Raw genomic sequence first — 26,347 nt, forward strand, 5'->3', positions numbered from 1 at the left:
CCATCGGCAATTCAGTGAGGCGGCATTCGGCACATCCATAACTCGGCCACAGGCGCGCCACAACGGCACACCGTAATCCTGACCATGACCGGTTGCTGCCCGTGCGACCGCGTCGGTAGCCGCTGTCGGAAGCATCGAGGAGCACCAATGTTCGGTATTTATCTGCGTCGCGAACTCGTGAACAGACGTAAGCAGACCATCATCATCGCGATCGGCATGGCGCTTGCAATTGCGCTCGTCATCGTGGTCAATGCGGTGTCAGCCGGCGTGAAAGACGCGCAAGCGCACGTGCTGCAATCCGTTTACGGCGTGGGCACAGACATCACCGTCACCCAACCGGTCACCGCAGCGAGCGGGCAAGCCGGATTCGGTGCAGGGCCCAATGGAACAGGGCGACGATTCGACTTCGGCGCTGGCGCAGGCACCTCCAGCGGCGGCAGCCGAACAGTCAACACTTCTCGCCTCGCGGTCAGCCCGGGAACGCAGACCCTGGCTGCGACCGACTTGACGAAAGTGAAGGCGGTTTCCGGCGTCGCGTCCGCCGCTTCGGCGCTGACCCTGACCAACACGACCTTCAACGGCACCCTGCCGAACTTCCAGCAGGATCGCTCCCGCGGCACGACCGGCGGCTCGGGCGCTGCATCCGGCGCTTCGTCGCCGGCACCGACCGGGGGTGCAGACGGTGCGGGCGGCAGCTCGTTCAGCGTCAGCTCGTTCAGCGTGATCGGAATCAACCCCGCAGCGGATGCCGTCGGCCCGCTTTCCGCTGCCACGCTCTCCTCCGGCCGCTCCCTGACCAAAGCTGACGACAACAAGGATGTCGCCGTGCTCGACGCGAGCTATGCCAAGACCGCAAAACTGGCCGTCGGCGACACCATCACCATCGGCGGCAAGAGTTTCTCCGTTGTCGGACTGGTCACTGCGACCGGATCAGACGCTCAGACGGCGGCCAACGCCTACATCCCGTTGGACGTGGCCCAGACACTGGCCGGCGAAGCCGGAAACGTGACGGACATCTACGTCACAGCAGCATCCTCCAGTGACGTCAGTCAACTGCAGACCGCACTGCAGAAGGCGCTTCCCAAGGCAACGGTGAGTACGCAGGCCGATCTGGCCTCCAGCGTGTCCGGCTCCCTCGGCACCGCCAGCCAGTTGCTGTCGAACTTCGGAACATGGTTATCGCTGATCGTTCTGGCTGCGGCGTTCTTGATTGCGATCCTGTTCACGGTCGCCGGCGTCACCCGCCGTACCCGCGAGTTCGGCACGCTCAAGGCGATCGGCTGGACGAACCGGCGCATCGTCGGTCAAGTTGCCGGTGAATCCACCGTGCAGGCCCTCATCGGCGGGGTCATCGGCGTCGCGGTCGGACTCGTCGGAGTTCTGATCATCAATGTGGTCGCTCCAACGTTGACCGGCAGCGCAACGCAGGGCAACGGCGTCGCGCAGGCGGCCGGGCGGCTCGGTCGCCTGGCGACCAGCGGCGCCGGCGGCACAGGGGCGGGAGCCGGCGGATTCCGAGGCGGCGGATTCGGTGCCGCGAGCCGCGCCACGGAAGCCTCCGTCAACGTCGTGCTGAACGCGCCCGTCACCGTGTGGGTCATCGTCATTGCCGTCGGGCTCGCGGTGCTCGGCGGGCTGCTCGCCGGTGCGATCGGCGGATGGCGCGCCTCGCGACTGCGCCCGGCCGAAGCACTGCGCTCGGTCGCGTAACCCCCCTCCCCGGCACGTCAGACGAACGGACAATCCCATGTACACCCTCAGTAAAGTCACCAAAACCTACGCACAGTCCAAGCGTTCGGTCACCGCGTTGAACAATGTCACCCTCGAGATCCCGGACGGTCAGATGGTCGCCGTGCAGGGTCCGACCGGTGGCGGCAAGTCAACCCTGCTGCAGATGCTCGGCGCACTTGACCGGCCCACCTCCGGTTCTGTCGAACTCGGCACGTCGAGCCTCAGCTCGATGAGCGACGGCAAGTTGGCAGGCATCCGGGCGAAGGAAATTGGCTTCGTGTTCCAGAGCTTCAACCTGATTCCCACCCTCACTGCGCAGGAGAACGTGGAGACCGGGTTGGCGCCGCTCGGGCTACCCGCGAAAGATCGGGCGCAGCGCGCGGGGGAGGCGCTGGCATCCGTCGGTCTCGCCGATCGCGGCAACCACCTGCCCGGCGAGTTGTCGGGAGGGCAACAGCAGCGTGTTGCGATCGCACGCGCGCTCGTTAAGGAGCCGAACGTGCTGCTCGCCGACGAGCCGACCGGCGCGCTCGACGAAGACACGCGTGACGAGATCATGGACGTGCTCGAGGGCCTGTGGCGCGATCGCAGCCTCACGCTTGTTGTCGTCACGCACGACTCGGCGGTCGCGGCCCGCGCCCAGCGCCGTCTGCACATCAAACGCGGCATCGTCAGCGAAAAGTAGCACGGCGAACGTGTGAGAGCATAAGGCGTGACGAGCCACAGCGCCGTTGTCGCTCGTCACGCAGTTTGTGGAGGCGCCGTGAGCACATCGGGCAAGGACCAGCGCACGCCGGTCAAACGGATCAAGAAGCGCGTATACGAAGCCGAGTTGCGACGATTGCAGGCGGAACTCGTCGTCGCGCAGGAGTGGGTGAAGCGCACCGGGGCCCGCGTGCTCGTCATCTTCGAAGGACGCGACGCCGCGGGAAAAGGATCCGCCATCAAACGTGTGACGGAATATCTGAATCCGCGCGTTGCGCGCATTGAGGCGCTCCCCATCCCCACGGACCGCGAACGCGGGCAGTGGTACTACCAGCGCTACGTCGAGCGCCTGCCGACCAAGGGCGAGATCGTGCTGTTCGACCGCTCCTGGTATAACCGCGCCGGCGTTGAAAAAGTGATGGGCTACTGCACCCCAGACCAATATCGGCGGTTCTTGCGTCAGACACCGCTGTTCGAACGGATGCTCGTCGAAGACGGCATCATCGTCTTGAAGTACTGGTTCTCCGTGTCCGATCGCGAGCAGGAGGCACGGTTCCGGTCCCGCATGAGCGATCCGATGCGGCGCTGGAAGCTGTCGCAGACCGACCTTTTGTCGATCACGAAGTGGGTGGAGTACTCCCGGGCCAAGGACGAAATGTTCGTACACTGCGATATCCCGGAGGCGCGCTGGTGGACCGTTGAAAGCGAGGACAAGCGGGCGTCCCGCCTCAACATGATCAGCCACCTGCTCTCCCAACTTCCCTACGAGCACCTTGAGCCGGAACCGGTCGACTTCCCCGAACGGCCACCGGCGACCGACTATGAACGGCCTCCGGTCTCGCTTGCCAGCTATGTACCGGACTACGCGGCAACGCTCGGCAACCGACGCCGCAACGACTGAACAAAACAACGGCCTAACAAAACAATGACTGAACGAACCTGGATCAAGAACCCGCAGGCGGTATTCACCGCGAACGAACTCGACGGGCGCGGCGGGATCGTCATCGACGACGGCGTGATCGTCGAGGTGCTGGCCGCCGGCGCGACGCCGGCCGAACCGTACACGAGTGTGTTCGACGCCTCCAACCACGTCGTGATCCCGGGCCTGATCAACACGCATCACCACTTTTACCAAACCCTGACCCGCGCGTGGGCACCGGTGGTCAACACGCCGCTTTTCCCGTGGCTGAAGCAGTTGTACCCGGTCTGGGCGCGCTTGACTCCGCGAGACCTGGAGCTCGCAACGACGGTCGCTCTTGCCGAGCTGCTCCTCTCCGGCTGCACAACGGCGGCGGATCACCACTATCTCTTCCCGGCCGGTCTGGAGAACGCGATCGATGTCGAGGTGTCCGTCGTGCGCCGTCTGGGGATGCGTGCCACACTGACCCGCGGGTCGATGACGCTCGGCGAAGATGCCGGCGGACTACCGCCGCAGTCGACCGTTCAAGACCCCGAGGTCATTCTCGCCGACAGCGAGCGCCTGATCCGCGACTATCACGAGCGAGCGGATGGCGCCGTCATCCAGATCGCGCTCGCCCCGTGTTCACCGTTCTCGGTGACGGAGAGCATCATGCGATCAAGCGCCGAGCTGGCGGAGAAGCACGACGTTCGATTGCACACGCACCTGGCGGAGACGATCGACGAAGAGGATTTCTGCCGCGAGATGTTCGGGCTGCGCACGGTGGACTACCTGGAGAGCGTCGGCTGGCTGTCATCGCGCACCTGGCTCGGCCACGGCATTCATTTCGATGACCAGGAGATCGCGCGACTCGGCGCGGCCGGAACCGCTGTAGCCCATTGCCCATCGTCGAACATGCGCCTGGCATCCGGCATCGCGCGCGTTGTCGAGTTGGAAGATGCGGGCGTGCCGGTCGGCATCGGCGTCGACGGATCAGCCTCCAACGACGCCTCCAACCTCATCCTCGAAACACGCCAGGCGCTCTATCTCCAACGTCTGAAATACGGGGCGGAAGCGGTGACGCCGGAGCGCGCCTTCGGCTGGGCGACACGAGGCTCTGCTCGCGTGCTCGGCCGAGACGACATCGGCGAGCTTGCGCCGGGCAAGCAGGCCGACCTCGCGATGTACACCCGCGACGACCTGCGCTTTTCAGGCAGCCACGACCCGGTCGCCTCGCTACTGCTCTGCGGGGCAGACCGCGCAGACCGTGTCATGATCGGTGGGCGCTGGCGCGTGGCCGACGGGCAGATCATCGACCTCGACATTCCCGGCTTAATCGCGGATCATCGGCAAGCCGCCGCGCGACTTCTACTCGACTGAAACCCATCGACCGCTCGATGCCGCGTCGATGACCGCATCGGTGATTCGGGCAGCACGCAGGCCGTCCGCAAAGCGCGGCAGCCCCTCGGGGGTCGCTCCGCCGACCGCGGCGTAGGTGTCTGCGACGAACGCGTTGAACGCATCCTGATAGCCCTGAGGATGCCCGGCGGGCACCGTGATCAAGCGCGCGGCGTCGGGGAACAGCTGGTCAGCATCACGCGGAATCACCTGCGTGCCGTGCCGTCTGCCGATCCACAGCGTCTCAGGTTGCTCCTGATCGAACGCCAGAGATTCGGATGCGCCCGCAAGCTCCACCTTCAGCCGATTCTTGCGACCCGGAGCGACCTGCGAGACGAGCAGTGTGCCGAGCGCGCCCGCTGCCGTTTCAATGACGACCGCAGCGGCATCTTCCGTGACGATGTCGGCGTGTTCTGCGCGCGCGTCGAAGAACGTGCGCGCCGTCGCGGAGACCCGCTCGATGCGGTCGCCGCTGATGAACTCCACCAGGTCGACCAAGTGCGAGCCGATGTCGGCGAATGCTCGGGACCGCCCGCCCCGTGTGCTGTCGACACGCCAATTGTCGTCGTCGGATTCCAGCAACCAGTCCTGCAGGTACGAGCCGTGCACACTGAGCAGCCGCCCGAGCGAGCCGGAACGCACCCGCGCTCTGGCTTCGCGCACCAACGGGTGAAAGCGGTAGACGAACGGAACGGTCGCAGTCACCCCGGCGGATGCTGCGAGCTCGGCGAGCTCGAGCGCATCCGCCACGCTCGTCGCAAGCGGTTTCTCGCAGACGACGTGCTTGCCAGCCTGAATCACCGCTGCGGTCTGCTCAGCGTGCAATGCATTCGGCGTGCAGACGTGCACAACGTCGATGTCGTCGGAGGCGAGCATGGCATCGAGCGAGTCGAATGCCTGCTCGATGCCCAGCTCATGCGCTGCCTGTTCACTGCGCGTCGGTGTCGACGAGACGATGCCGGCTAGGCGGGCGCGCGCCGCGCGTGCCGCCCGAGAATGCACTTGCGCCATGAATCCGCCACCCACGAAACCGACCCGCAGGCCTGCCGCTCCCACGCCGGTGACCTCGCTAGCTTTCGCCCGATTCAGCGACGTTCCCGCGGGCGTCATGCCTCGAACGTTCCGACGCGCGGGTCCCAGTGCTCATCGAGCGGCGGCGCCACCACGACGGTGCTGGCGATCTCTACCGGCTGATGTGCCTCTGCCGATTCGATCGTGGAGACCATGATGTCCAGCACGTGGAACGCCTGCTCGGCCGATGCCCGCTCCGGCCTACCCGCACGGATCGCCTGCGCCAGCTCGACGACGCCGGTGCCGCGAGTCGTGGTGGTTCCGGTCGCAGCAACCGTTTCGATCTCGTCGCTCCTCGTTCCGTCTGGGCTCGTTCCGTTTGGACCCCGGTGGATCAGCAGGTCACCGGTGAACGTGTTCGGGTCGGGCACGACCAGTGTTCCGTCGACGCCGGCGACCTCGAACTGGGTGCGCGACAGTTTCGAGTCGAAACTGAAGATGCTCTGCGCGCTCTGGCCGCCTTCGAACTCATACAGCGCGCCGACGTGGGTCGGCACCGTGACCTCGAACTGCTCGCCCGCACGCGGTCCGGATCCGATCGTGCGCACAGCTTTGGCCTTCGAGGCCGTTGCCGTCACCCGGGCGACCGGCCCGAACAACTGCACGAGGGCCGTCAGGTAGTACGGTCCGATGTCGAACAGCGGACCGGCGCCCTCTTGGAACAGGAAATCGGGGTTCGGATGCCAGGACTCCGGCCCCGGGCTCTGCATCAACGTCAGTGCGGTCAGCGGAGCACCGATCGCCCCGGATTCGACCAATCGCCGCGAGGACTGAATGCCGGCCCCGAGGAACGTGTCCGGCGCTGTTGCGGCGCGCAGGCCCGCTGCGTGTGCAGCATCCAGTAGCTTTCGACCCTCTGCGCGGTTCAGCGCGAACGGCTTCTCACTCCACACATGTTTGCCTGCGGCGAGTACCTGCAATGCGACATCGACGTGCACCTTCGGAATAGTCAGGTTGACGACGATCTCGATGCCGTCATCCGCGAGCAATTGTGCGACAGAACCGGATGCCGGCACACCGTATTTCTTCGCCTGCGCAGCGGCGCGCGGCTCGTCGATGTCTGCGACGAAGCGCACGTCGAGATCGGGGAACGTCGTCAGATTGCCGAGGTACTCGTTGCTGATGACACCGGCACCGATAACGCCGACACCAATCGGCCCGCTTGCGTTCGTGCTCGTGCCGCTCACGCGAGGTTCTCCTTCACGAGATAGGCGAAGCTGTCTGCGACGGCCTGGAAGCGGTCGCCACGCGAGTCGTCGAGTTCAATGACGCGTAACGCATCCGGCGCTGCCTCGATGATCGAGCGCACCGGCATCGATCCGTTGCCGACCGCCACCTGGTCCAGGTTGTCTTTTGTGCCGGGGCCGTCTTTGATGTGCAGCGCGACAACGCGATCGCCGAGCCTCTTGAGCAGTGCCACTGGGTCCTGCCCGCCGACAACCACCCAGTAGGTGTCGACCTCGAGAACGACCGCGTCGTCGAGCTGGTCGGCGAACACCTCGAGCGCAGGACGCCCGTCGATGATGCTCTCGAGCTCGTGGTTGTGGTTGTGGTATCCGACGCGGATGCCGTATCCGGCTGCGATCTTTGCCGCGGCGTTCAGCGAGGCAGCGGTCTTCGCGACGTCCTGTGCGTTCTGCCAGAACTCGGGTGTGACGTACGGTTCGATCACGGTCTGAATGCCGAGCGAGCGGGCCGCCTCGAACACCGCCGCATGGTTCACACCGTCGCCGAGCAGGTGAACGTGAGTGGTCGGAGCGCTCAAGCCGGCCGCGGTGAGCCCGTCGCCCAGGCCGGGAAAGTTCGTGAACGCGAACGGCTCGACCTGCGTGAATCCGACCTCCGCAAGTCGCGCGAGTGTGCCTGGAAGGTCTTCCTGCAACGCCTCGCGCACGGTGTACAGCTGAACGGACAGTTTCGATGACGACACGATTCTCCTCATTGAGTGGCGCTGATCGGTGGACGGCAGAAGACGGAATGCCCGTCACAGACGTTACGAACAGAACGACACGGCTGGAATGCCTCTATTCAATCAGACTTTTACCGAGAGTCAATCAAAAGATCACTGATTTCCGGTCTTCTTTCGTATCGACTGCGGTCGATGTGATTCAATTGCCTCATGGCCGACCCGCAGCGCAGCAGTCCCGTGCTGACCGATGCACTGCTGAGTGACGACGCTGCCGGCCTCCTGACGGTGCTGCGCAATGGGCCACCGCGCACGCGTGCCCAGCTGGCGGAACTGACCGGGCTGGCCCGCTCGACCGTCGCCGGACGACTTGAAACGTTGGCCGCGCTCGGGCTGGTCACGCCGGCCGGTGACGAGGCATCCAGCGGAGGCCGCCCGCCGGCCCGGGTAGCATTCAACCCGAGCGCGCGCATCCTGATCGCCGTCGATCTGGGGGCGACGCACGGTGTCGTCGCGATCAGCGACCTGGCGGGAATGATGCTCGAGACCGAGTCGATCGACCTGCGTATCGCGGATGGCCCCCTGCCCGTTCTCGACTGGGCAACGTCGACGGCAGCACGGCTTCTGAAGCGCGTCGGACGGCGCGCAGGGGAGCTCGCGGGGGTCGGGATCGGACTGCCTGGCCCAGTCGAGCATTCGACCGGTATGCCGACGAACCCTCCGATTATGCCCGGCTGGAACCGGTTCGACGTGCCGAGCTACGTTCGGCGCAGTTTCGCGGTTCCGATCCTGGTGGATAACGACGTGAACGTGCTTGCGCTCGGCGAGCACGCGGTCTCCTGGCCCACCGAAGACAATCTGCTGTTCGTCAAGGTGTCTACGGGCATCGGTGCCGGCATCATCGCCGGCGGTCGGTTGCAGCGCGGCGCGCAGGGATCAGCGGGCGACCTGGGCCACGTGCGCGTGCCGTTCAGCCGCGATACCCCCCGGCACGGAGCAGACGACGCCGACCTGGAAGCGCTCGCAAGCGGGCCTGCGATCGCCCGATCGATCGCTGAGCACGGCATCCCGGCCACGACCAACGCCGACGTGCTTGCTCTGGCGGAGGCGAACGATCCGATCGCCGTCGCGGCGATCCGACAGGCGGGACGCGACCTCGGCGAGGTGCTCGCCACGAGCGTCAACCTGCTCAATCCTTCTGTGCTCGTCATCGGCGGCAGCATCGCCCGCGCCGGAGAGCACCTTCTTGCGGGAGTGCGCGAGGTCGTCTACCGGCAATCGACTCCGTTAGCCACTCAGAACCTGCGGATCGTTCCGGCCGCGGCCGGCGACACCGGCGGCGTGCTCGGCGCGGCCATCATGGTCGCCGACCACCTGCTCTCCCCTGCCTGAGCGCCCGCTGCGCGCCGCCCTGCCCGTTGGCCCCGCCCCGCTTTTCTGGTGCGCGAAATGCTGCAGGCCCAACCGCTCGCGACACTTTTCGCACCGCTTCGTCTCGGGGATCGCCGTGAGCCGCAGCGGCCCAATGTGGCCAGCAGAGGGCACAATGGAGCGGTGACCGACACGATGCTCGCCCTGTTCGCGGGCGAAGACGCCGCGCTCGTCGCCTCAGCAATCGCACCAGCGTCGGTTTCTGCGCAAGCGCGGGCTTCTGCAGCCACGCGCGTTTCTGGGCAGGAGCACGCATCGGCATCCGCGTATCGGTCGCGCATCGTCGCCGACTCGACTGATCGGGTTGCCTGGCTGCGAGCGCGCAGCCGCGGCATCACCGCGACGGATGTCGCCAAGCTCTCGACGCCACGCTCCGTTCACACGGCGGCGCAACAGAAGTTGCACGGCAGCGGCTTCTCCGGAAACGTCTTCACCGATCACGGCAAAGCTCGCGAGCCGGCGATCGCATCCTGGGTGCACAGCAATTACGGCATCCAGCCGAGCACGGCACTGTTCCGATCCGTGCATGACGCACGTCACCTCGCTACACCCGACGGAGTGGTGCTTCGCAACGCCACGACCCTCGAGCTCGCCGAGATCAAGACCACCAACAAACCATGGCGCAGCATCCCGCGCCACTATCTGCGCCAAGTCTGGTGGCAGCAATACGTGCTCGGCGCGGAGCGCACGCTCTTGGTCTGGGAACAGCACGACAATTTTGTGCCGGTCGCCGAGCCGGAGTGCCGCTGGGTCGACCGCGACGACAACGAGATCGCCATCCTCGTGGGCCTGGCCGACCAGTTGCTTGCGCTGCTGGCGGCCGGGCGCTGCTAGCGCACCCCGGCAGTGTCGGCGGCTGATGCGTCGGCAGCAGGTGTTTCCGTCGCGACGCCCGGCATCTGCCGGTGCGCGAGCCAGAGCCCGTAGCCGGCAAGCCAGACGACGGCGACCGTGGTCGCACTGAATTCGAGCAGTGCACCGACGTCGACGGCGCGGTGCACGATGGCGAGGATGCCGCCGACGATCGTGATCGCGGCCACCAGCACCCCCGCAGCGAGTGACACGCGCGCCAGCAACGGATTGCCGCGCGTGACGGCCACCTGCACCATGGCCACGCAACCGGCGGCGAAGCCGAATACGGCTGCGGTGATGTGAATGAAATCCTGGGGAGTCGCGGCAGGGTTCACGAATGGCACCGGGCATGTCGCGGTGCATGTGACTTGGGACGCGATCACGAAGCACAGGCTCGAAACAGCGATCGTCGCTCCGATCGGCCACGCTACCAATGCGGGGCGCCCGACGCGCGGATGGCGCCCCAGCACGGCGATGACTGCGCCTCCGGCCGCGATCAGCAAGAGGGCAACGTCGAAGGCCGTTGCTGTGGGCATCCGTTGCGCACCGAGTTCGCTCACGTAGATCGGGTGATGGATGCTCGCCTTCGCCAACCAGATCACGACGACACCGGCGAGCGCGGCGATGGCGCCGAGCGTCAGTACACTTCGTCCGATCGGACCACTGCGCTGCACAGAGGCAAGACGCGGGCCGTCGGCAGTTCCACCCAGCCGCCGTGGCGCGGAAACGGACAACGCCATAGCGTGGAATCGTGCGCGTGCGCGCAACAGAAAGGCAATCATGTCAATTTCCCTGCCCCAGAATACGCCGGACGGGTCGCCTACGCCGGACGGGTCGCATACGCCGGACGGGTCGCACATTTTCACCGCGCCCCTGCCGCACACCATGCGCGCCATCGTGCACGATGCGCCCGGCAGCCCTGACGTGCTCCGACTGGCCGATGTGCCGCTCCCTGAGCGATACGGCTCCGAGTTTCTGGTGCGGGTGCACGCCGCAGGTTTGAACCCGATCGACACGAAAACGCGGGCCGGGCGTGGCGCTGCCGCCGGCATCCGTTCTTACCCAGCGATCCTCGGCCAGGATTTCAGCGGAGTTGTCGTCGCCTCCCCCTACGAGGCGCATCCCCTGCAGCCGGGTGCTGAGGTGTTCGGCATGGTGTCTGTGCCACGCTATCCCGGCACGTTCGCAGAGTACGTGGCTGTGCCCGAACTCAGCCTCACACGCAAGCCGGCGTCACTTTCGCATCTCGAGGCTGCGGCTCTTCCCGTCGCCGCGCTCACAGCATGGGGCGCGGTCGTCGATGTTGCACACGCCCAGGCCGGCCAGCGGATGCTCATCCACGCCGGCAGCGGCGGCGTCGGTCACTTCGCGGTGCAGTTCGCCTCTCTTCGTGGTGCCCACGTGATCGCGACCGGTTCGGCCCGCAATCTCGACTGGCTGCGCTCTCTCGGCGCTGCAGAGGTGATCGACTATTCGGCGCAGCGCTTCGAAGAGGTCGCACGCGGTGTCGACGCGGTGATCGATCTCATCGGCAACGTTTACGACGACACCGGCACTCGTTCGCTGGCCGTGCTGCGCTGGGGCGGCCTGCTGGTGAACATTCCCTCCGGAAGCTGGCCGAATCTGATCGCGGATGCTGCGGCAGCCGGCATCCGGGCAACGCATTACAAGGTAGCGCCGGATGCCCGCACCCTCGCCACGATCGCCGCGCTCGTCGAGACGGGTGACGTGCACGTGGAGATCGACTCGGTCTTCGACCTGGCGGATGCCGCTGCCGCCCACCGTGCGCTGGAAACCGGCCACACCCGCGGCAAGATCGTCGCCCGCGTCGTCTGTTGAACCGCGTCGTCTGTTGAACCTTCAGGGGCCGTCGGCCCTGCGTGTCATGCCGCCGATCGCAGTCGGGCCCGCACGCCGTCGACCCCCGTAGCGTTGAACTCCGTGCCCGTGAGTTGGATTCCACTGATGCCTGCGCTGTCCGGTGATGCCAACCAAACCGCTGCCCCGACGATCGACTCCGGCTCGGTGACGCTCGGCAGGTGCTTGAGGTAGTCGGGCATCCCATCCGGGCCGAATAGCCGGGTGTCAACCATTCCACCCGGTGCGAGGCAGTTGACTCGCACGTGCTTTTCGCTCAGCTCAGCAGCACCGATCGATACGAGCAGGTCGACGCAGCTCTTGGTCACGGAGAGCATGCCGCCTCGCGCGGACCCAGGCGAACCCGAACCGATCGCGATGAAACTGCCGCCCTCGCTCATTCGGGCGAATGCGGCCTTCATGCACAGCCACATTCCGATCGCGTTCACCGCGAACATCTGCCGCACCACGTCGAGCTCGTAGTCCTGCAGGCGTCGAGGCTGAGTGCCGGACAACGACAACGGAGAAACTCCCGCGTCGGCAACGAACACATCAAGTCGACCGAACCGATCGAGCGCGGCCTGCGCCAGCGCCTCGACGTCTGCTTCCTGCGTGATGTCGGTGCGGACCGTGAGAACGGATGCCGCCCCGGCCTGCCTGCAACGCTCGGCGACCCGTTCCAGATCCGATTCTGTGCGCGCTGCAAGCACCACGGTGGCGCCCTCGGCCGCGAATCCCACCGAGATCGCCTCCCCCAGCCCTCGGCTGGCACCGGTTACGACGATGACTTTTCCTTCAAGTGTGTTCACAGCGATCTCCTGCCTTCCGACTCCATCGTTACACTGACCACCGGCGCAACGCGCAGCGCCTACTGTGAAATAGCGACGCTGTACGTGAGGAGTGTGCGATGCGTGTTGTGGTGCTGGGGGCCGGTTTCGGCGGACTGGAGTTGACGACGCGCCTGTCCGAGGAGTTCGGTGACACTGCCGAAATCGTGCTGATCGACGCAACCGACACATTCGTCATGGGTGCTGCCAAGCTCGATGTATTGGTCGGGCGGGTCACCGCGGAGGCGGTGCAGCATCCCTATCGGTCGATCGTGAAGCGCGGTGTGCGATTCGTTCAAACCACGGTGCGGGCGATACATCCTGCGGACCGGCGAGTCGAAACCGATGCAGGGCCATTCGATGCCGACATCCTTGTTGTCGCGCTGGGAGCAGACGTAATCCCGACCGCCACGCCCGGATTGGCCGAAGGCGGTCACCAGTTCTTCACGCTCGCAGGAGCATCTGCCGCGAACGGAGCACTGGCTCGTTTCGTCGGCGGCCGCGTTGTGGTCGGCGTCACCTCACTGCCGTTCAAATGCCTACCAGCGCCAAGTGAGGCCGCACTGATGGTGCACGAGTATCTCGCTGAACATGGCCTCGGACACCGCTCTGAAGTTGCGCTGGTCATGCCAACGGAGACGCCGGTGCCGCCGTCACGCGCGGCATCTGATGCGCTGCTGAGTGCGTTCGCGGAGCATGGTATCTCCTGGTACCCGAAGCGCGCGGTTCTCGCGCTCGACCCTGCACGGAAAGTCGCGGTGCTGAGCGGTGGCGAGGAACTTGCTTACGACCTGTTCCTTGGCGTGCCCGTGCACCGTGCGCCAGCAGTGGTGCTCGAGTCGGGGCTGTGCCGTGACGGCTGGATCCCGGTAGATCGCTCGACACTGACGACAGCGTTCCCGGGTGTGTTCGCGATCGGCGATGTGACGAGCGTCGGCACTCCAAAAGCCGGCGTCTTCGCGGAAGGGCAAGCAGCCGCCGTTGCAAACGCGATCATCGCCACGCAACACGGGCGAGGGCAGCCGGGGCCGTACGAAGGCGACGGCACATGTTACGCGGATTTCGGACACGACCAGATCGGGCTGATCAGAGTGACGTTCCGCGACGGCGAACGACCCGTCGGCACGTTCGCCGGCCCGTCGCAGGACTACGCAGCCGAGAAATCCGAGTTCGCGGCCAGTCGCATCCGGCGCTGGTTCGGCAATGACACCGCGTAACCGCGCAATTTCGCTTCCGTGCCCTTCAAGACGGTCGCCCTTTGACAGCTCTGCGACCGGAGGCTCCGGTCCCTGAGCGCAGCCGAAGGTCCGCAGTCCCCTGGGGTGCTTCGACTTCGCTCGGCGACCGAAGCCTGTCAGTGCGTCGCGTTCGAGTCCTCCGGGTGCACCACCGTCACGGCACCGGTCAGTTCGTCCGGCAGGGAAAGCGGGCGACGATTCTGGAAGTAGGCCTTGCCCTTCTTCCAGAACACGATCAGCGGAATGATGCCTAGTGCGAGGGTGCCGAGACCGATCAGGTCGACGGTCACGCCGAGCGATGGGATCGACACGATGAAGATCCAGACCATGAAGATTGCGCCGATCGCCGGCCAGAGACCGATGAAGATGAAGTTCTTCACCGAGTTGAAAATAATCTTGCGGTACGCGACCACGACGGCTATACCGGCGAGGCCGTAGTAGAACGCGATCTGCAGCCCGATCGAGCTGATCGCGTCGCTGAGGATCTGGCCGACACTGCCGAGGAAGTTCGAGCCGATGAACAGCACGACCGAGACACAGGTCACGACGATGGTCGCGAACGCCGGTGTCTTCCACCGCGGGTGCGAGTGGCCGAATGCCTGCGGGATGGTGTGGTCGCGACCCATCGCGAACAGCGACCGGGTCACCTGGATCAATGTGGTCTCCAGCGTGGCGATGGTGGAAAGCATGACGGCGACGATCAGGATCTTGCCGCCGATGCCGGGCCAGATCACGTCGCCGAGCACGCCCAGCACGTTGCCGCTGCTGGCCTGGATGGCCTTGGCCGGCAGGATGACCTGGATGGCGATCGTGAAGACCTCGAACAGCAGAAAGACGATGATGACGCCGATGATGCCGCCCTTGCCGGCCGACTTGTGACCGTTCTTTGTCTCCTCATTGAGGTTGGAGCTGACATCCCATCCCCAGTAGTAGAAGGACGCGATCAGGGCTGCACCGACGAACCCGCTGACCCCGCTGAAGTGCGAAAATCCGAACCAGTCCCAGCTGAAGTCGGCACCGGCATGCCGGCCGAAGGTCGCCTGCATGATGGCGACGACGGCGAACACCACAAGGATGGCAACTTCGACGCTGGACATGATCCACTGCGCCCGCGCGGTGACCCTGACGCCGAACAGAACGCAGGCGGCCATCACGAGGAACCAGATGGCGCCGATCACGGTCACGAGCAACACGTTGCCCGCTTCCTTCGGCGCGAACAGTGAGACCGTCATGATCCCGGCGGGGAGCGCGCCGGCCACCATGAAGATGGTCGCAGAGACGACCAGCGCCCAGCCGGAGAAGAAGCCGAGAATCGGATGCAGCGCGCGGCCCACCCAGGAATAGGCGGCTCCCGCATTCACATCGGCTCGCCCCAAGTATGCGAACGCCCACGCGATGCCGAGCATCGGCAGGCCGCACCAGAGCAGGGCAGCCGGACTTGCGAGCCCTGCCGCAGCCACGAGCACCGCGGTGGTCGCAGCGATGGAGTAGGCGGGCGCACTTCCCGCCACCGCCATGACGATGGAACCGGCCGCGCTGACTCCATCAGCCTGCAGTTCGTGATGATGTTCTTCTAGCGGTTTGGTTTCGAGTCCTGACGCCATGATCTGCTCCTTCGCACATCGGGTACATGCAAACCGGGTAAATACCCTGAGCAGAAACTAGCACCAGGAGAACTCCAGAAACAAGAAAAAACTACGAATTCGGTTGAACGGTTCCCGCAAAACGACGAAAACCGACCCGACGCTCAGCAAACCCCTACGGAAATCGCAGTAGCGGCGATGCCCTCAGCAATTATGGCTCCGTCAGAATCTACAGCTCTCTTTCCATCACGAAATCGCCTTCCACGTTGTCGCCCAAGCGAAAGTGCTTGGTGCCGACGCGTTCGAAGCCGTGCTTGAGATAGAAACGGTGCGCTCGAGTGTTCTCCTCGTTGACACCGAGCCAGATTCCCGCGGCGCCGCGTTGTCGCGCGGCCTCAAGCGAAGCTGTCATCAGTGCACCGGCAACGCCCGTGCCGTGCTGCCCGGGCAACACGTAACACTTGCTCAATTCGGCTGTCGGATGGATGCGCAACGAGGTGAGGACATCCGGATCGCGCGACTCGAGAAAGACGAGCATCGTGTAGCCGAGAATTGTTCGGTCGGCCTCCTCTTCCGCAACGAGAACGATCCGGCCTCGGTCGGCGAGATATTCGGCAAAACAAGCCTCGGACAGCACGTCAGCGATGAAGGCAGCCTGTGCCTCGGCGGTTGAACCCGGCGGGCACGCGAGCGGAAAGGTGATCGCAGCGACCTCGGCGAGTTGTGCGGCATCCGCCGAGCCGGCAGTGCGAACCGTGACAGGCATGGAGCAAGACTAACGCGACCCGACTACGGTCACCTGGTTGGTCGAGTAGCCCGCGAGCGTAGCGAGCTGGCGTATCGAGACCTCCTCACCGGGTCTCGATACGCTCGCTGGCGCTCGCTACTCGACCAGCCTGGCGGCTCAGCCGGCGAGCGCCAGCGGCGGCCCGGTGGGGACATCCGCCTGCACCAGGTGTCGCGCGTACGCGCTGATGGTGAGGAAGGTGGGGAACTCGGGACGCAACGCAACCTCGGAAAGGATCTCGGCAGCATCATCGACACGATTGCCGATCGGACGGGGCAGTGTCGCCGCGGTCTCCACAAGCATCTGCTCGACCAGCGCGCGATCGATCAGCGTGCCCTCAGCCGTCACCGTGCGGTTTTCGATCCACTGCCACAACTGCGAACGCGAGATCTCGGCAGTCGCGGCATCCTCCATCAGATTATCGATTGCCACGGCACCCTGCCCGCGCAACCAGGCCTCGATATAGCGCAGGGCGACGGAGACGTTGTCGCGCACACCGCCGATCGTGACCTCGCCGCCGATCGATGAGATGTCCAGCAACTGCGCTGCCGACACATGCACGTCGTCGCGTCGCCGATCAAGCTGGTTGGGGCGTTCCCCCAGTACCGCATCGAACTCGGCCTGGGCCGTAGGAATGAGGTCTGGATGTGCCACCCAGGTGCCGTCGAAGCCGTCGCCCGCCTCGCGCTGCTTGTCCGCACTGACCTTCTCCAGTGCTTGTTCCGTGACCATCGGGTCGCGTCGGTTCGGAATGAATGCACTCATGCCGCCGATCGCATATGCCCCGCGCTTGTGGCAGGTCGCCACCAGCAAATCGGTATATGCCCGCATGAACGGTACCGTCATCGTGATCTGCTTGCGGTCGGGGAAGACGAAGCGCCGCCCACGTGAGCGGAACGTCTTGATGATCGAGAAGATGTAGTCCCACCGGCCTGCATTCAGCCCGGCGCAGTGCTCACGCAGCTCATAGAGGATCTCCTCCATTTGGAATGCGGCTTGGATGGTCTCGATCAGCACGGTCGCGCGAATCGTGCCCTGCGGCATCCCGACGTAGTCCTGCGCGAACACGAAGATGTCATTCCACAGCCGCGCCTCTTCATGACTCTCCAGTTTGGGCAGATAGAAGTATGGTCCGCTGCCCTGCTCGACGAGCAGCTGTGCGTTGTGCCAGAAGAACAGTCCGAAGTCCGTCAGACTTGCGGATGCCGGCAGCGCCCGCCCCGTGCGGTCAACGAACGTCAGGTGCTTTTCGACAAGGTGCCAGCCGCGCGGCCGCATCACGATCGTCGGAGTCGCCCCGCGCACGGTGTACTCCTTGCCCTCCGGCGAGGTGTAATCGATCAGCCCACGCACCGTATCGAACAGGGTCCGCTGCCCGCCGAGGATGTTCTCCCAAGTCGGGCTCGTGGCGTCTTCGAGATCCGCAAGCCACACCTTCGCGCCGGAGTTCAGCGCGTTGACGGTCATCTTGCGGTCGGTCGGGCCGGTGATCTCGACACGGCGGTCTTCCAGACCGGGCCCCGCACCGGCAACCCGCCAGGTCGGGTCCTCGCGGATGCCTTCCGTTTCAGTCAGGAAACGCGGGTCACGCCCGTTTCCGACATCGACGCGGCGCCGCATCCGCTCTGCCAGCAGTTCGTGACGTTCGCCTGCGAAACGGGCGTGCAGCGCCGTGAGGAAGGCTAGCGCCTCCGGATTCAGGATCGTGCGGATGTCGCCGGTTCCGTGATCGTCATTCGTGCGCACGTCGATGCGCGGCGCTCGCGAGGCCGATCGAGTGCGATCGTCCTGCGCTGGTATTGGGCGCAACGCCGTTTTTGGGCGCAGTTGAGTGGGTGTCGTGTTCATGGTCGTATGCCTTTCAGATTCCGGTGTCGCGATGACGGCCGGTGCCGGTCAGAACTGTGCTTGCTCGGTCGAGCCGACGAGCGCAAGGGTTGCGCTGTCCGGATTGAGCGCAGTGGCGATCTGATCGAAATAGCCGGTGCCGACTTCCCGCTGATGACGGGTGGCGGTGTAGCCGTCGAGTTCGGATGCGAACTCGGCTTCTTGCAAGTCGACGTACGCGCTCATCTGTCGCTTCGAGTAGTCGCGGGCGAGGGTGTACATCGAGTGGTTGAGGGCATGGAAGCCGGCCAGCGTGATGAACTGGAAGGCATAGCCCATCGCCGCCAGCTCGCGCTGGAAGCGGGCGATCGTCTCGTCGTCCAGATGGCTCTTCCAGTTGAACGACGGCGAACAGTTGTAGGCGAGGCGCTTGCCGGGGAACTCGCGGTGGATCGCCTCGGCGAAGCGCCGCGCGAGTTGCAGGTCGGGCTCTGCCGATTCGACCCAGAGCAGGTCGGCGTACGGCGCATATGCCAGACCGCGGGCGATAACCGCTTCGGCCCCGCCACGCACCCCGTAGAAACCCTCCGCGGTGCGCTCGCCGGTGAGGAACGACCGGTCACGCTCGTCGTGGTCGCTCGTGATGAGCGAAGCCGCAAGCGAGTCGGTGCGTGCGATGACGATCGTGGGGATGCCCGCAACATCCGCCGCCAGCCGCGCGGCGTTCAGCGTGCGGATGTGCTGCCCGGTCGGCACGAGCACCTTGCCACCCATGTGACCGCACTTCTTCTCGCTCGCCAGCTGATCCTCCCAGTGCACGCCCGCAGCACCCGCCTCGATCATCGAACGCATGAGTTCATAGGCGTTGAGCGGGCCGCCGAAGCCTGCCTCCGCATCCGCAACGATCGGCGCCAGCCAGTCGTGAGCCGGCCCTGCGGTATCGAACTGCTCGCCAGAGGCGTGGTGACCGGGTGCCAGCGTGCCGGGGTCTGCAATGCGCTCGCGCGAGTCGGGGCTTGGCGCCTCGATCTGGTCGGCGCGCAGCAGCGCATTGTTGATGCGGCGCACGACGGCCGGCACCGAGTTCACCGGATACAGGCTCTGGTCCGGGTAGGTCTGCCCTGCGGAGTTCGCGTCGGCGGCGACCTGCCAGCCGGAGAGGTAGATGGCCTTCAGACCCGCACGCACCTGCTGCACGGCCTGATTGCCGGTCAATGCGCCGAGGGCGGCGATCCAGTGCGGGTCGTCGGGCGTGCCCTGATCCTGGATGAGGCGCCACAGGTTCTCGGCGCCGCGGCGGGCGAGCGTGTGTTCCTCGATGATGCTGCCGCGCAGCGCGATGACGTCGTCCGCGGAGTAGTCGCGGCGGATGCCGTCCCAGCGCGGGTCGTTCGCCCACTCCCATTCGAGCTCTGCCGCGCTCTGCGTCTGGTCGCCGGGCCGCGAGCCGTGGGTGGGGGCAGTGCTGTCGTTGAGGATGCCGTCGTTAAGGATGCCGTCGTTCATGGTGTTCTCCTGAGGGAGGTGGAAGCGGATGATGAGCTCAGTTGCGCAGGTTTCCGTGGCGCTCGGTCGGGTCGTGTCCGACGTTCACCACACCCGCAACCGGATGTCTTGCATCAATCGTGCGCCTGCCGCAACCCTTCGAGTCCAAACTTCTCCGTAGAAGAATCTTGATTCTTCTACTTGTCAGAAGATTTGCATCGTGTGACGATGAACTGCATGACCACCATCACATCCGCCCCCTCTCTGACCGGCCCGCGCGAAACTCCCGATGCGCCGAGCGAAGCCAGAGCAGCCAGGGCAGCCAAGGCAGCGTGGACAGCGGGCACCGTGCCCGACACGGCGGAGCATTCGGGCGTCGACGCACTCACGTTGGGTCGGCGCATCCGCGAGGCACGGATTGCCCGCGGCATGACGCTGGACGAGTTGGGAGCGGCGATCGGGCGGGCAGCTTCGCAGGTATCGACACTGGAGAACGGCAAGCGAGAGCCGAGCCTGTCGATGCTGCATTCACTCGCATCCGCTCTGCAGGTGGCAACGGACGAATTGCTCGACCCTGCGCCGCCGAGTGAGCGGGCCGGACTGGAGATCGCGCTCGAGCGCGCCCAACGCGGGCCGGTTTTCGCCGCGCTCGGGCTCGAGCCCGTGCGCGTGTCAAAGACGCAGACCGACGAGACGCTACGCACGATCCTCGCCCTGCACCAGGAGGTGGCGCGGCTGCATCGCGAGCGCGCCGCCACACCTGAGGAGGCGCGCCGGGCCAACGCCCAGTTGCGCGCGCAGATGCGCGCCCGCGACAACTACTACCCCGAACTTGAGCACCTCGCTGCCGAACAACTCCGGGCGGTCGGCCACACCGGTGGGCCGGTCTCGCAGCAGACGGTCGCGGACATGGCCAAACGGCTCGGGTTGTCACTGCACTATGTCAGCGACCTGCCGCACTCGACTCGTTCGGTGACCGACCGCATCAATGGCCGCATCTACCTGCCGACCGCGCAGTCGCTCTCCCGCGACTCCCGCTCGCCGATCGTGCAGGCCTTCGCAAGCCTGCTCTGCGGGCACGAAGAGCCCAGAAATTATGCAGATTTTCTGCGGCAGCGTGTCGAGACCAACTATCTGACCGCAGCCATTCTGCTGCCCGAAACGGATGCCGTCACCGTGCTGACCGAGGCGAAGAACGCCAGACGCATCTCGATGGAGGATCTGCGCGATGCGTTCGCAGTCAGCTATGAGACAGCAGCGCACCGGTTCACGAACCTCGCGACCGCACGGTTGGGGATTCCGGTGCACTTCATGAAAGTGCACGAATCCGGCACGATCATCAAGGCATACGAGAATGACAGTGTGCGCTTTCCGTCTGATGCGCTCGGCGCGATCGAAGGCACGACTGTCTGCCGCAATTGGACGGCCCGAACCGTGTTCGATGTCGAAGACCGGTTCAGCCCCTGGTATCAGTACACGGACACGCCTTCCGGCACGTTCTGGTGCACGGCACGCATTGAGAAAGCGAAAGAGGGCGAATATTCGGTGAGCGTGGGCGTGCCGTTCGAACATGTCAAGTGGTTCCGCGGGCGCGAAACGCTGCATCGCGCCGAGTCGCGCTGCCCCGACGAATCATGCTGCCGGGCCGCGCCGCCTGAGCTCGCCGCCAAGTGGGCATCCGGCTCCTGGCCAGCCGCTCGCACTCCCACCAGCTTGCTCGCCGCGCTGCCGACCGGCACCTTCCCCGGCGTCGACGCGACCGAGGTCTACCAGTTCCTCGAGGCGCACGCCCCGGAACGCGCGGAATCGCGCTCGAATCACACTCGCTGAGGTGCGGACCTTGGTCGCTTTGCCGCCCGCGAAAGCGACCAAAGTCCGCACTTCAGCACAACGCGGGAGGGCCAGGGCACGAGGGCGATTCGAGCGCACGAGGCGCGAATTCGCGCGGGACGCGAACCCCAGCTGATTGGACGTGGCGACGAAAACCGTGGCATGCGAGCCTTCATTCGGACGATTTGCGTCAAACCCTGCCATTTTGCGACTGATTCAGTAGAGAACACCCATGTTCTCTTGCCAGAATGGCCAGTAACCCGTGTGCACCGGCCGACCGGCGCACCGTTCACTCAGGAGAGTTACCCGTGGGAAGCACCGTCTTCGAACGCCAACGCCCGAACGAATCCACCGTCGCCCACGCGCTGCGAGCCGCGAAGCTCGGCTCCTTCTGGTTGGAGGACTCCCCGGCACCAGCGCATCCAACGCTGCGCGACAACCTGTCCTGCGACCTCGCTGTCGTCGGCGGCGGCTACAGCGGGCTCTGGACCGCCCTCCTCGCAAAGCAGCGCAACCCGGATGCCCGCATCGTGCTGCTCGAGGCGCGCACGGTGGGCTGGGCTGCATCCGGTCGCAATGGCGGCTTCTGCGAAGCCAGCCTGACTCATGGTGAGGAGAACGGCCGCACTCGGTTCGCCGACGAGTACGACCACCTCGAGCGTCTCGGCGAGAAGAACCTCGACGAGATCGAACAGACCGTCGCCGCGCTCGGCCTGAACTGCGACTTCGAGCGCAACGGCGCGATCGACGTGGCGACGGAACCACATCAGGTCGAGTGGCTGCGCGAGGCCGCGGCAGCGGACGGCGTCAACGCCCGCTTTCTCGACACCGAGGCGATGCGCGCAGAGGTCAACTCCCCCAGCTATCTTGCCGGCCTGTTCCACACGCACGACTCCGCACTCGTGCACCCGGCCAAGCTCGCACACGAGCTCGCGCGCGCGTGCATCGAGGCCGGGGTGGAAATCTTCGAGCACACGCCAGTGGCGGCGTTGGAAACGCGGGGACTCGCATCCGCAGAGGGTGTCGACGTGCGCATCGGCAGCGGTGCCAGCGCGATCATCGGCGAGCGAGACGCGACAGTGCGCGCGAAGAAGGTGGCGCTTGGCACAAACGTGTTCCCGTCGCTGCTCAAGCGCAATCGCTTGGCAACCGTGCCCGTGTATGACTACGTGCTGATGACCGAGCCGCTGAGCGCCGAGCAACTCGCCTCGATCGGCTGGAAGAGCCGGCAGGGTCTGGGCGACGCGTCGAATCAGTTCCATTACTACCGGCTCAGCGCGGACAACCGCATCCTTTGGGGCGGCTACGACGCGATCTATCACTACGGCCGTCAGGTGCGCTCCAGCTATGAGGACCGTCCGGCGACCTTCCGCCGCCTCGCGAGCCACTTCTTCACGACGTTCCCCCAGCTGGAGGGCATCTCGTTCACGCACCGCTGGGCGGGAGCGATCGACACGTGCAGCCGGTTCTGCGCGTTCTACGGAAGCGCGCGCGACAACAGGATCGCTTACGCGCTCGGTTACACGGGTCTCGGGGTGGGCGCGACCCGCTTCGGCGCACAGGTAATGCTGGATTTCCTGGCCGGCGAGAAGACCGAACGCACCGAGACGAAGATGGTGCGCAGCACGCCGATGCCGTTCCCGCCCGAGCCAGTTGCATCGATGGGCATTCAGGCCACGCGGTGGTCGCTCAACAAGGCCGACCACAACGAGGGCAAGCGCAACCTCATTCTCAAGACTCTGGATGCCGTCGGCCTCGGGTTCGACTCGTAGCCGCGCCGCGGGCGCGACGGAGGTCGGCGCCGCACGGCCGGGCCGCGTGCGCCACCTGCTGCGCCATGCGCCACTCCAACTGGCGCACAGCACACCAACTGGCGCACCACAGGGCACGCCTCCGGCCGCCCGCGCGCCGCGCAGGCTACTTCGGCTGGCCGCGCCGGGTCAGGAAGCCGTTCAGGAGCACGACCGCGAGGCCGACCACGAAGATGAGCGTGCCAAAGCACAACACTTGCGGAGGCAGGCCGACTTTGGCCGCGCCGTAGACGAACAGCGGGAAGGTCACCTCCGGGCCGGCGACGAAGCTCGTGATGACGTAGTCGTCGATGGACATCGCCAACGCCAGGGCGCCTGCCGCGATCATGCCGGGAACCAGCAACGGCAGCGTCACCTTTGTGAACGCCGTGAATGGATTGGCTCCCAGGTCTCCCGCCGCCTGCTCCAGCACCGTGCCGCTTCCCGAGAGCCGGGCACGCACCACCACGACGACGTACGCCAGGTTGAACGTAATGTGCACGAGAAGAATGGTCAGGAACCCCAGCGGCGCGTTCACCGACAGGAAGAACGACAGTGACGCGGCGCCGACGACGATCGACGGCGCGGCGATGTCCGCGAATACGGTCGTCGACAGCGGCCCGCGTGCAAGGAACCGATATCGCTCAAGCGCCATGGCCAGTGGCACCCCAAGCACGATCGAGATGACGGCAGACAGAATTGCGATCTCGATCGAGGTCAGGAACGAGTTTCCGAGCCCGCTGACCTGCGTCAGGTTCTGGTACCAATACGTCGTAAAGCCGTGCCATTGGAAGGTGATGCGGCTGGTCGGCGTGTTGTTGAAGCTGTAGAGCACCATTGTGAAGATCGGCACGAGCGTGATCACGATCACAACCCAGAAGAAGATCGGCAGCAGCGGGCGCTTGCGGCGCTTCTGCATCGGCACGGCAGCTCCTTCACGGGCCGCAGGGCGCTCAGGCGCTGGCGCAGGGGCGATGGTGGCGCTCATACCAGATCCTCAATGTTGTCGGTTCCCGCTATTCGGGCGTATAGGAACAGAATGATGCCGAGCACGATCATCAGCACAGTCGACAGCGCGGCGGCCACGTTGTACTGCTGATTGGTCAGGTAAGAATCTTGGATTGCCTGGCCTATCACGTAGGTATTCGTGCCGCCGAGCAGCGATGCGTTGACCGGGTCGCCTGCCGAGTCGATGAACACGAGCAGCACTCCGGCGAAGATGCCAGACCGGGTCAGCGGCAGAATCGTCCGTATGAACGATTGCGTCTTGCTCGCATAAAGATCGGCGGACGCCTCGATCAGGCGTGGATCGATGCGTTCCAATGCCACATAGATGGGCAGCACCATGAACGCCAGGTCGTTGTACGCCATGCCGCCGATGACCGCGGCGCTGGTGCCGAGAACGTGGGCGTCTTTGCCGACCACGTGCAGGTCGCGCAGGACCGTCAGCACCGGCCCCTGGTCCGAGAGAATGAACGCCCACATGTCCGTGCGGATCACGAACGAAACCAGGAAGCTCAGCATCACGAGCAACAACAGCGCGTTCTTCCAGCGCTGCGGAGCGCGGAACGCAATGTAGTAGGCGAGCGGGTAGCCGATGATCATGGTCACGATCGTCGCCCCCGCGCCATACAACACACCGCGGATGAGGAACGTGAGATAGGGCACATCCGAATTCACGAAGATATCGGCGTAAATGCCCCAGTTCCACGTGAACGTGTACCCGGTCTGCGGGTTGCCTGTCTCAAGCGAGACGATCAGGCCGGAGACCAGCGGGATGACGAACAGGATGAGCAGCCACGCGCCGCCCGCCAGGCTGAGCAAATACGGCGTTCCGCGACCCCTGAACCGGTGACCCGTGGTCTTGCCGGTCGGCCCCGGAACAGTGCCGGTCGGCCGTGCGGTCTGAGTGAGCGCCGTCATGACTGGATCACCGGGTTGAAGGTGGAGTTCCAGAGGTCATACTCGTCGTAGTTCTTATACACGTAGAACAGGTGCGACAGCGCGTCGACCTCCTGGTTGGGAAAGACGAGCGGACTGTTCGCCACAGCGGGATCCTTGAGGACCTTCAATATGTACTCCTTCGCCTCAGGAACAGGGCACACGTAGTTCACCCAGTCTTCGACCATGCCGGCGATCTCTGGGGTGTAGTAGAAGTTCATCCATTCGAGGGCATCGACCGGGTTCTCCGCCTGCATCGGGATCATCATGTTGTCGTGCCAGATCATCTGGCCTTCTTTGGGGATGACGAATTTGAGGTGCTTGTTGCCGGATGCAATTGCCTGGAAGATGTCGCCCGACCACGCCTGGGTGACCCAGGTGTCGCCGTTCTGCAGTTTGTCGATGTAACTCTGGTCGTAATAGCCGGAGGCGTTTGGCCTCTGCTTCTTCAGCCACTCCGCGGCGCGCTTCCAGTCCGCGGGCGTCGACTTCGACGGTTCGACGCCGATCGCGAGCAACCCGGCACTGCCCAGTTCCGTGTTGTCGTTCATCATGCCCACATGGCCTTTGAACGCCGGGTCGAGCAGGTCTTGGAAGCTGGTGATCGGCCGGTTGACGAGCTTGGTGTTGTAGGCCAACCCGGTGAACCCGGTCTGCCAGACGACGGAGTGCTTGTTGCCCGGGTCGTAATTCGGGCTTTTCACATTGTCCGCAGCGTATCTGTCGAAGTTCGGCAGACGGGAATGGTCCAGTTCCATCAGGAAGCCGTTGCCGATCATCTCGGTCAGTTCCCAGCCGTTGGTCATCACGACGATGTCATAGCCGGTTGAACCGCGCGCGCGCAGCATCGGCGCAACCGTGGCGTAGAAGGGAGCATTTCCTTGGATCACGGGCTGATAGTTCACCTTGATGCCGGTTCGCTTGGTGAACAGTTCGAGCGAGGGGATCTTGCCGTGGTCTTGGTCGATGTACAACGGCCAGTTGGCGAAGTTCAGGAGGCCGGTCTTTTTCTGCTTGGCCCAGAAAGCCGGCCAATCGACCTGGATTCTCGCCTCGTCGGCGACCGAGCCCTTGATTCCGCATGCCGCAAGCGTCGAAGCCAACGCCACAGCGCCGGCACCGGTCAGCGCACCGCGCAACATCGTGCGACGGGACATTCGGCTCTGGGTCAGCCCGCGCCAGAGCGCGGG

At 65.0% G+C, this 26,347-nt stretch carries 22 protein-coding genes; 10 read left to right on the forward strand and 12 right to left on the reverse strand.

The features are described 5' to 3' along the window. The first annotated feature begins 147 nt into the window (after positions 1–147). The 4 genes from QU604_RS18050 to QU604_RS18065 all read left to right on the forward strand — a co-directional run bounded on the left by QU604_RS18050 (position 148) and on the right by QU604_RS18065 (position 4,714). Positions 148–1,710: an ABC transporter permease gene (locus QU604_RS18050; protein ID WP_308465990.1), complete on the forward strand. Its 1,563-nt coding sequence runs from the start codon at positions 148–150 to the stop codon at positions 1,708–1,710. 37 nt (positions 1,711–1,747) lie between these two features. Beyond that, the gene (locus QU604_RS18055) at positions 1,748–2,416 is read left to right on the forward strand and encodes an ABC transporter ATP-binding protein (protein WP_308465991.1); all 669 of its coding nucleotides are present in this window, start codon (positions 1,748–1,750) and stop codon (positions 2,414–2,416) included. 78 nt (positions 2,417–2,494) lie between these two features. Then, positions 2,495–3,337, forward strand: coding sequence for a polyphosphate kinase 2 (gene ppk2 / locus QU604_RS18060; RefSeq protein WP_308465992.1), 843 nt, complete (start codon positions 2,495–2,497; stop codon positions 3,335–3,337). A 24-nt stretch (positions 3,338–3,361) separates the two neighbouring features. Continuing rightward, a complete protein-coding gene (locus tag QU604_RS18065; RefSeq protein WP_308465993.1) occupies positions 3,362–4,714 on the forward strand; it encodes an 8-oxoguanine deaminase in 1,353 nt (450 codons plus the stop codon). On the opposite strand, the gene QU604_RS18070 is transcribed toward QU604_RS18065, so the two are convergent. The 3 genes from QU604_RS18070 to QU604_RS18080 are packed head-to-tail and all read right to left on the reverse strand — an operon-like array spanning position 4,703 to position 7,733. Beyond that, positions 4,703–5,842 carry a Gfo/Idh/MocA family protein gene (locus QU604_RS18070; protein WP_308465994.1) on the reverse strand — a complete coding sequence of 380 codons (1,140 nt, stop codon included), beginning with the start codon at positions 5,840–5,842 and terminating at the stop codon, positions 4,703–4,705. The two genes, QU604_RS18065 and QU604_RS18070, sit on opposite strands and share 12 nt — an antisense overlap. After that, positions 5,839–6,990: a Gfo/Idh/MocA family protein gene (locus QU604_RS18075; RefSeq protein ID WP_308465995.1), complete on the reverse strand. Its 1,152-nt coding sequence runs from the start codon at positions 6,988–6,990 to the stop codon at positions 5,839–5,841. Before QU604_RS18075 ends, QU604_RS18070 begins: the two co-directional genes overlap by 4 nt. Then, on the reverse strand, positions 6,987–7,733 hold the full coding sequence (locus tag QU604_RS18080) for a sugar phosphate isomerase/epimerase family protein (RefSeq protein ID WP_308465996.1): 747 nt from the start codon (positions 7,731–7,733) through the stop codon (positions 6,987–6,989). Before QU604_RS18080 ends, QU604_RS18075 begins: the two co-directional genes overlap by 4 nt. Positions 7,734–7,922: 189 nt before the next feature. Between QU604_RS18080 and QU604_RS18085 the strand changes: the two genes are divergently transcribed. Both QU604_RS18085 and QU604_RS18090 read left to right on the forward strand, forming a co-directional pair. Continuing rightward, positions 7,923–9,101, forward strand: coding sequence for an ROK family transcriptional regulator (locus QU604_RS18085; protein ID WP_308465997.1), 1,179 nt, complete (start codon positions 7,923–7,925; stop codon positions 9,099–9,101). A gap of 162 nt (positions 9,102–9,263) precedes the next feature. Next, positions 9,264–9,974, forward strand: a complete 711-nt coding sequence (locus tag QU604_RS18090; protein WP_308465998.1) for a YqaJ viral recombinase family protein — start codon at positions 9,264–9,266, stop codon at positions 9,972–9,974. On the opposite strand, the gene QU604_RS18095 is transcribed toward QU604_RS18090, so the two are convergent. Further along, complete coding sequence (locus tag QU604_RS18095) at positions 9,971–10,774, reverse strand: DUF998 domain-containing protein (protein ID WP_308465999.1); 804 nt, start codon at positions 10,772–10,774, stop codon at positions 9,971–9,973. The two genes, QU604_RS18090 and QU604_RS18095, sit on opposite strands and share 4 nt — an antisense overlap. Before the next feature lie 103 nt (positions 10,775–10,877). Here QU604_RS18095 and QU604_RS18100 point away from each other — a divergent pair, with 103 nt between their 5' ends. Then, positions 10,878–11,831 carry an NADP-dependent oxidoreductase gene (locus tag QU604_RS18100; RefSeq protein WP_308468970.1) on the forward strand — a complete coding sequence of 318 codons (954 nt, stop codon included), beginning with the start codon at positions 10,878–10,880 and terminating at the stop codon, positions 11,829–11,831. A gap of 44 nt (positions 11,832–11,875) precedes the next feature. Here the strand turns inward: QU604_RS18100 and QU604_RS18105 are convergent, their stop codons facing one another. After that, complete coding sequence (locus QU604_RS18105) at positions 11,876–12,658, reverse strand: SDR family NAD(P)-dependent oxidoreductase (protein WP_308466000.1); 783 nt, start codon at positions 12,656–12,658, stop codon at positions 11,876–11,878. A 98-nt stretch (positions 12,659–12,756) separates the two neighbouring features. On the opposite strand from QU604_RS18105, the gene QU604_RS18110 reads away from it, so the two are divergent. Further along, positions 12,757–13,893: an NAD(P)/FAD-dependent oxidoreductase gene (locus tag QU604_RS18110; RefSeq protein ID WP_308466001.1), complete on the forward strand. Its 1,137-nt coding sequence runs from the start codon at positions 12,757–12,759 to the stop codon at positions 13,891–13,893. Positions 13,894–14,030: 137 nt separating this feature from the next. Here the strand turns inward: QU604_RS18110 and QU604_RS18115 are convergent, their stop codons facing one another. The 4 genes from QU604_RS18115 to aceA all read right to left on the reverse strand — a co-directional run bounded on the left by QU604_RS18115 (position 14,031) and on the right by aceA (position 19,617). Further along, complete coding sequence (locus tag QU604_RS18115; RefSeq protein WP_308466002.1) at positions 14,031–15,518, reverse strand: APC family permease; 1,488 nt, start codon at positions 15,516–15,518, stop codon at positions 14,031–14,033. A gap of 208 nt (positions 15,519–15,726) precedes the next feature. Beyond that, the gene (locus QU604_RS18120) at positions 15,727–16,263 is read right to left on the reverse strand and encodes a GNAT family N-acetyltransferase (protein ID WP_308466003.1); all 537 of its coding nucleotides are present in this window, start codon (positions 16,261–16,263) and stop codon (positions 15,727–15,729) included. A gap of 138 nt (positions 16,264–16,401) precedes the next feature. Continuing rightward, positions 16,402–18,132, reverse strand: coding sequence for a malate synthase A (gene aceB, locus QU604_RS18125; protein WP_308466004.1), 1,731 nt, complete (start codon positions 18,130–18,132; stop codon positions 16,402–16,404). A gap of 48 nt (positions 18,133–18,180) precedes the next feature. Beyond that, positions 18,181–19,617 carry an isocitrate lyase gene (gene aceA / locus QU604_RS18130; RefSeq protein WP_308466005.1) on the reverse strand — a complete coding sequence of 479 codons (1,437 nt, stop codon included), beginning with the start codon at positions 19,615–19,617 and terminating at the stop codon, positions 18,181–18,183. A gap of 216 nt (positions 19,618–19,833) precedes the next feature. On the opposite strand from aceA, the gene QU604_RS18135 reads away from it, so the two are divergent. Beyond that, a complete protein-coding gene (locus tag QU604_RS18135) occupies positions 19,834–21,426 on the forward strand; it encodes a helix-turn-helix domain-containing protein (RefSeq protein ID WP_308466006.1) in 1,593 nt (530 codons plus the stop codon). A gap of 308 nt (positions 21,427–21,734) precedes the next feature. Further along, complete coding sequence (locus QU604_RS18140; protein WP_308466007.1) at positions 21,735–23,198, forward strand: NAD(P)/FAD-dependent oxidoreductase; 1,464 nt, start codon at positions 21,735–21,737, stop codon at positions 23,196–23,198. A gap of 145 nt (positions 23,199–23,343) precedes the next feature. On the opposite strand, the gene QU604_RS18145 is transcribed toward QU604_RS18140, so the two are convergent. The 3 genes from QU604_RS18145 to QU604_RS18155 are packed head-to-tail and all read right to left on the reverse strand — an operon-like array spanning position 23,344 to position 26,314. After that, the gene (locus QU604_RS18145) at positions 23,344–24,204 is read right to left on the reverse strand and encodes an ABC transporter permease (protein WP_308466008.1); all 861 of its coding nucleotides are present in this window, start codon (positions 24,202–24,204) and stop codon (positions 23,344–23,346) included. Beyond that, on the reverse strand, positions 24,201–25,139 hold the full coding sequence (locus tag QU604_RS18150; RefSeq protein WP_308466009.1) for an ABC transporter permease: 939 nt from the start codon (positions 25,137–25,139) through the stop codon (positions 24,201–24,203). The genes QU604_RS18145 and QU604_RS18150 overlap by 4 nt, the downstream gene beginning before the upstream one ends. After that, the gene (locus QU604_RS18155) at positions 25,136–26,314 is read right to left on the reverse strand and encodes an ABC transporter substrate-binding protein (protein WP_308466010.1); all 1,179 of its coding nucleotides are present in this window, start codon (positions 26,312–26,314) and stop codon (positions 25,136–25,138) included. The genes QU604_RS18150 and QU604_RS18155 overlap by 4 nt, the downstream gene beginning before the upstream one ends. Positions 26,315–26,347: the final 33 nt, after the last annotated feature.

The organism is Rathayibacter sp. SW19, from assembly GCF_030866825.1.
Taxonomy (GTDB): Bacteria; Actinomycetota; Actinomycetes; order Actinomycetales; family Microbacteriaceae; genus Rathayibacter_A; species Rathayibacter_A soli.

What these genes read in the sequence shown, in the direction of transcription:
- QU604_RS18115 (WP_308466002.1), bottom strand. Translation starts at nt 15,518, where the DNA reads ATGGCGTCAGGACTCGAAACCAAACCGCTAGAAGAACATCATCACGAA.
- aceB (WP_308466004.1), bottom strand. Translation starts at nt 18,132, where the DNA reads ATGAACACGACACCCACTCAACTGCGCCCAAAAACGGCGTTGCGCCCA.
- aceA (WP_308466005.1), bottom strand. Translation starts at nt 19,617, where the DNA reads ATGAACGACGGCATCCTTAACGACGGCATCCTCAACGACAGCACTGCC.
- QU604_RS18135 (WP_308466006.1), top strand. Translation starts at nt 19,834, where the DNA reads ATGACCACCATCACATCCGCCCCCTCTCTGACCGGCCCGCGCGAAACT.
- QU604_RS18110 (WP_308466001.1), top strand. Translation starts at nt 12,757, where the DNA reads ATGCGTGTTGTGGTGCTGGGGGCCGGTTTCGGCGGACTGGAGTTGACG.
- QU604_RS18095 (WP_308465999.1), bottom strand. Translation starts at nt 10,774, where the DNA reads ATGATTGCCTTTCTGTTGCGCGCACGCGCACGATTCCACGCTATGGCG.
- QU604_RS18070 (WP_308465994.1), bottom strand. Translation starts at nt 5,842, where the DNA reads ATGACGCCCGCGGGAACGTCGCTGAATCGGGCGAAAGCTAGCGAGGTC.
- QU604_RS18085 (WP_308465997.1), top strand. Translation starts at nt 7,923, where the DNA reads ATGGCCGACCCGCAGCGCAGCAGTCCCGTGCTGACCGATGCACTGCTG.
- QU604_RS18050 (WP_308465990.1), top strand. Translation starts at nt 148, where the DNA reads ATGTTCGGTATTTATCTGCGTCGCGAACTCGTGAACAGACGTAAGCAG.
- QU604_RS18100 (WP_308468970.1), top strand. Translation starts at nt 10,878, where the DNA reads ATGCGCGCCATCGTGCACGATGCGCCCGGCAGCCCTGACGTGCTCCGA.
- QU604_RS18150 (WP_308466009.1), bottom strand. Translation starts at nt 25,139, where the DNA reads ATGACGGCGCTCACTCAGACCGCACGGCCGACCGGCACTGTTCCGGGG.
- QU604_RS18055 (WP_308465991.1), top strand. Translation starts at nt 1,748, where the DNA reads ATGTACACCCTCAGTAAAGTCACCAAAACCTACGCACAGTCCAAGCGT.
- QU604_RS18145 (WP_308466008.1), bottom strand. Translation starts at nt 24,204, where the DNA reads ATGAGCGCCACCATCGCCCCTGCGCCAGCGCCTGAGCGCCCTGCGGCC.
- QU604_RS18155 (WP_308466010.1), bottom strand. Translation starts at nt 26,314, where the DNA reads ATGTCCCGTCGCACGATGTTGCGCGGTGCGCTGACCGGTGCCGGCGCT.
- QU604_RS18065 (WP_308465993.1), top strand. Translation starts at nt 3,362, where the DNA reads ATGACTGAACGAACCTGGATCAAGAACCCGCAGGCGGTATTCACCGCG.
- QU604_RS18120 (WP_308466003.1), bottom strand. Translation starts at nt 16,263, where the DNA reads ATGCCTGTCACGGTTCGCACTGCCGGCTCGGCGGATGCCGCACAACTC.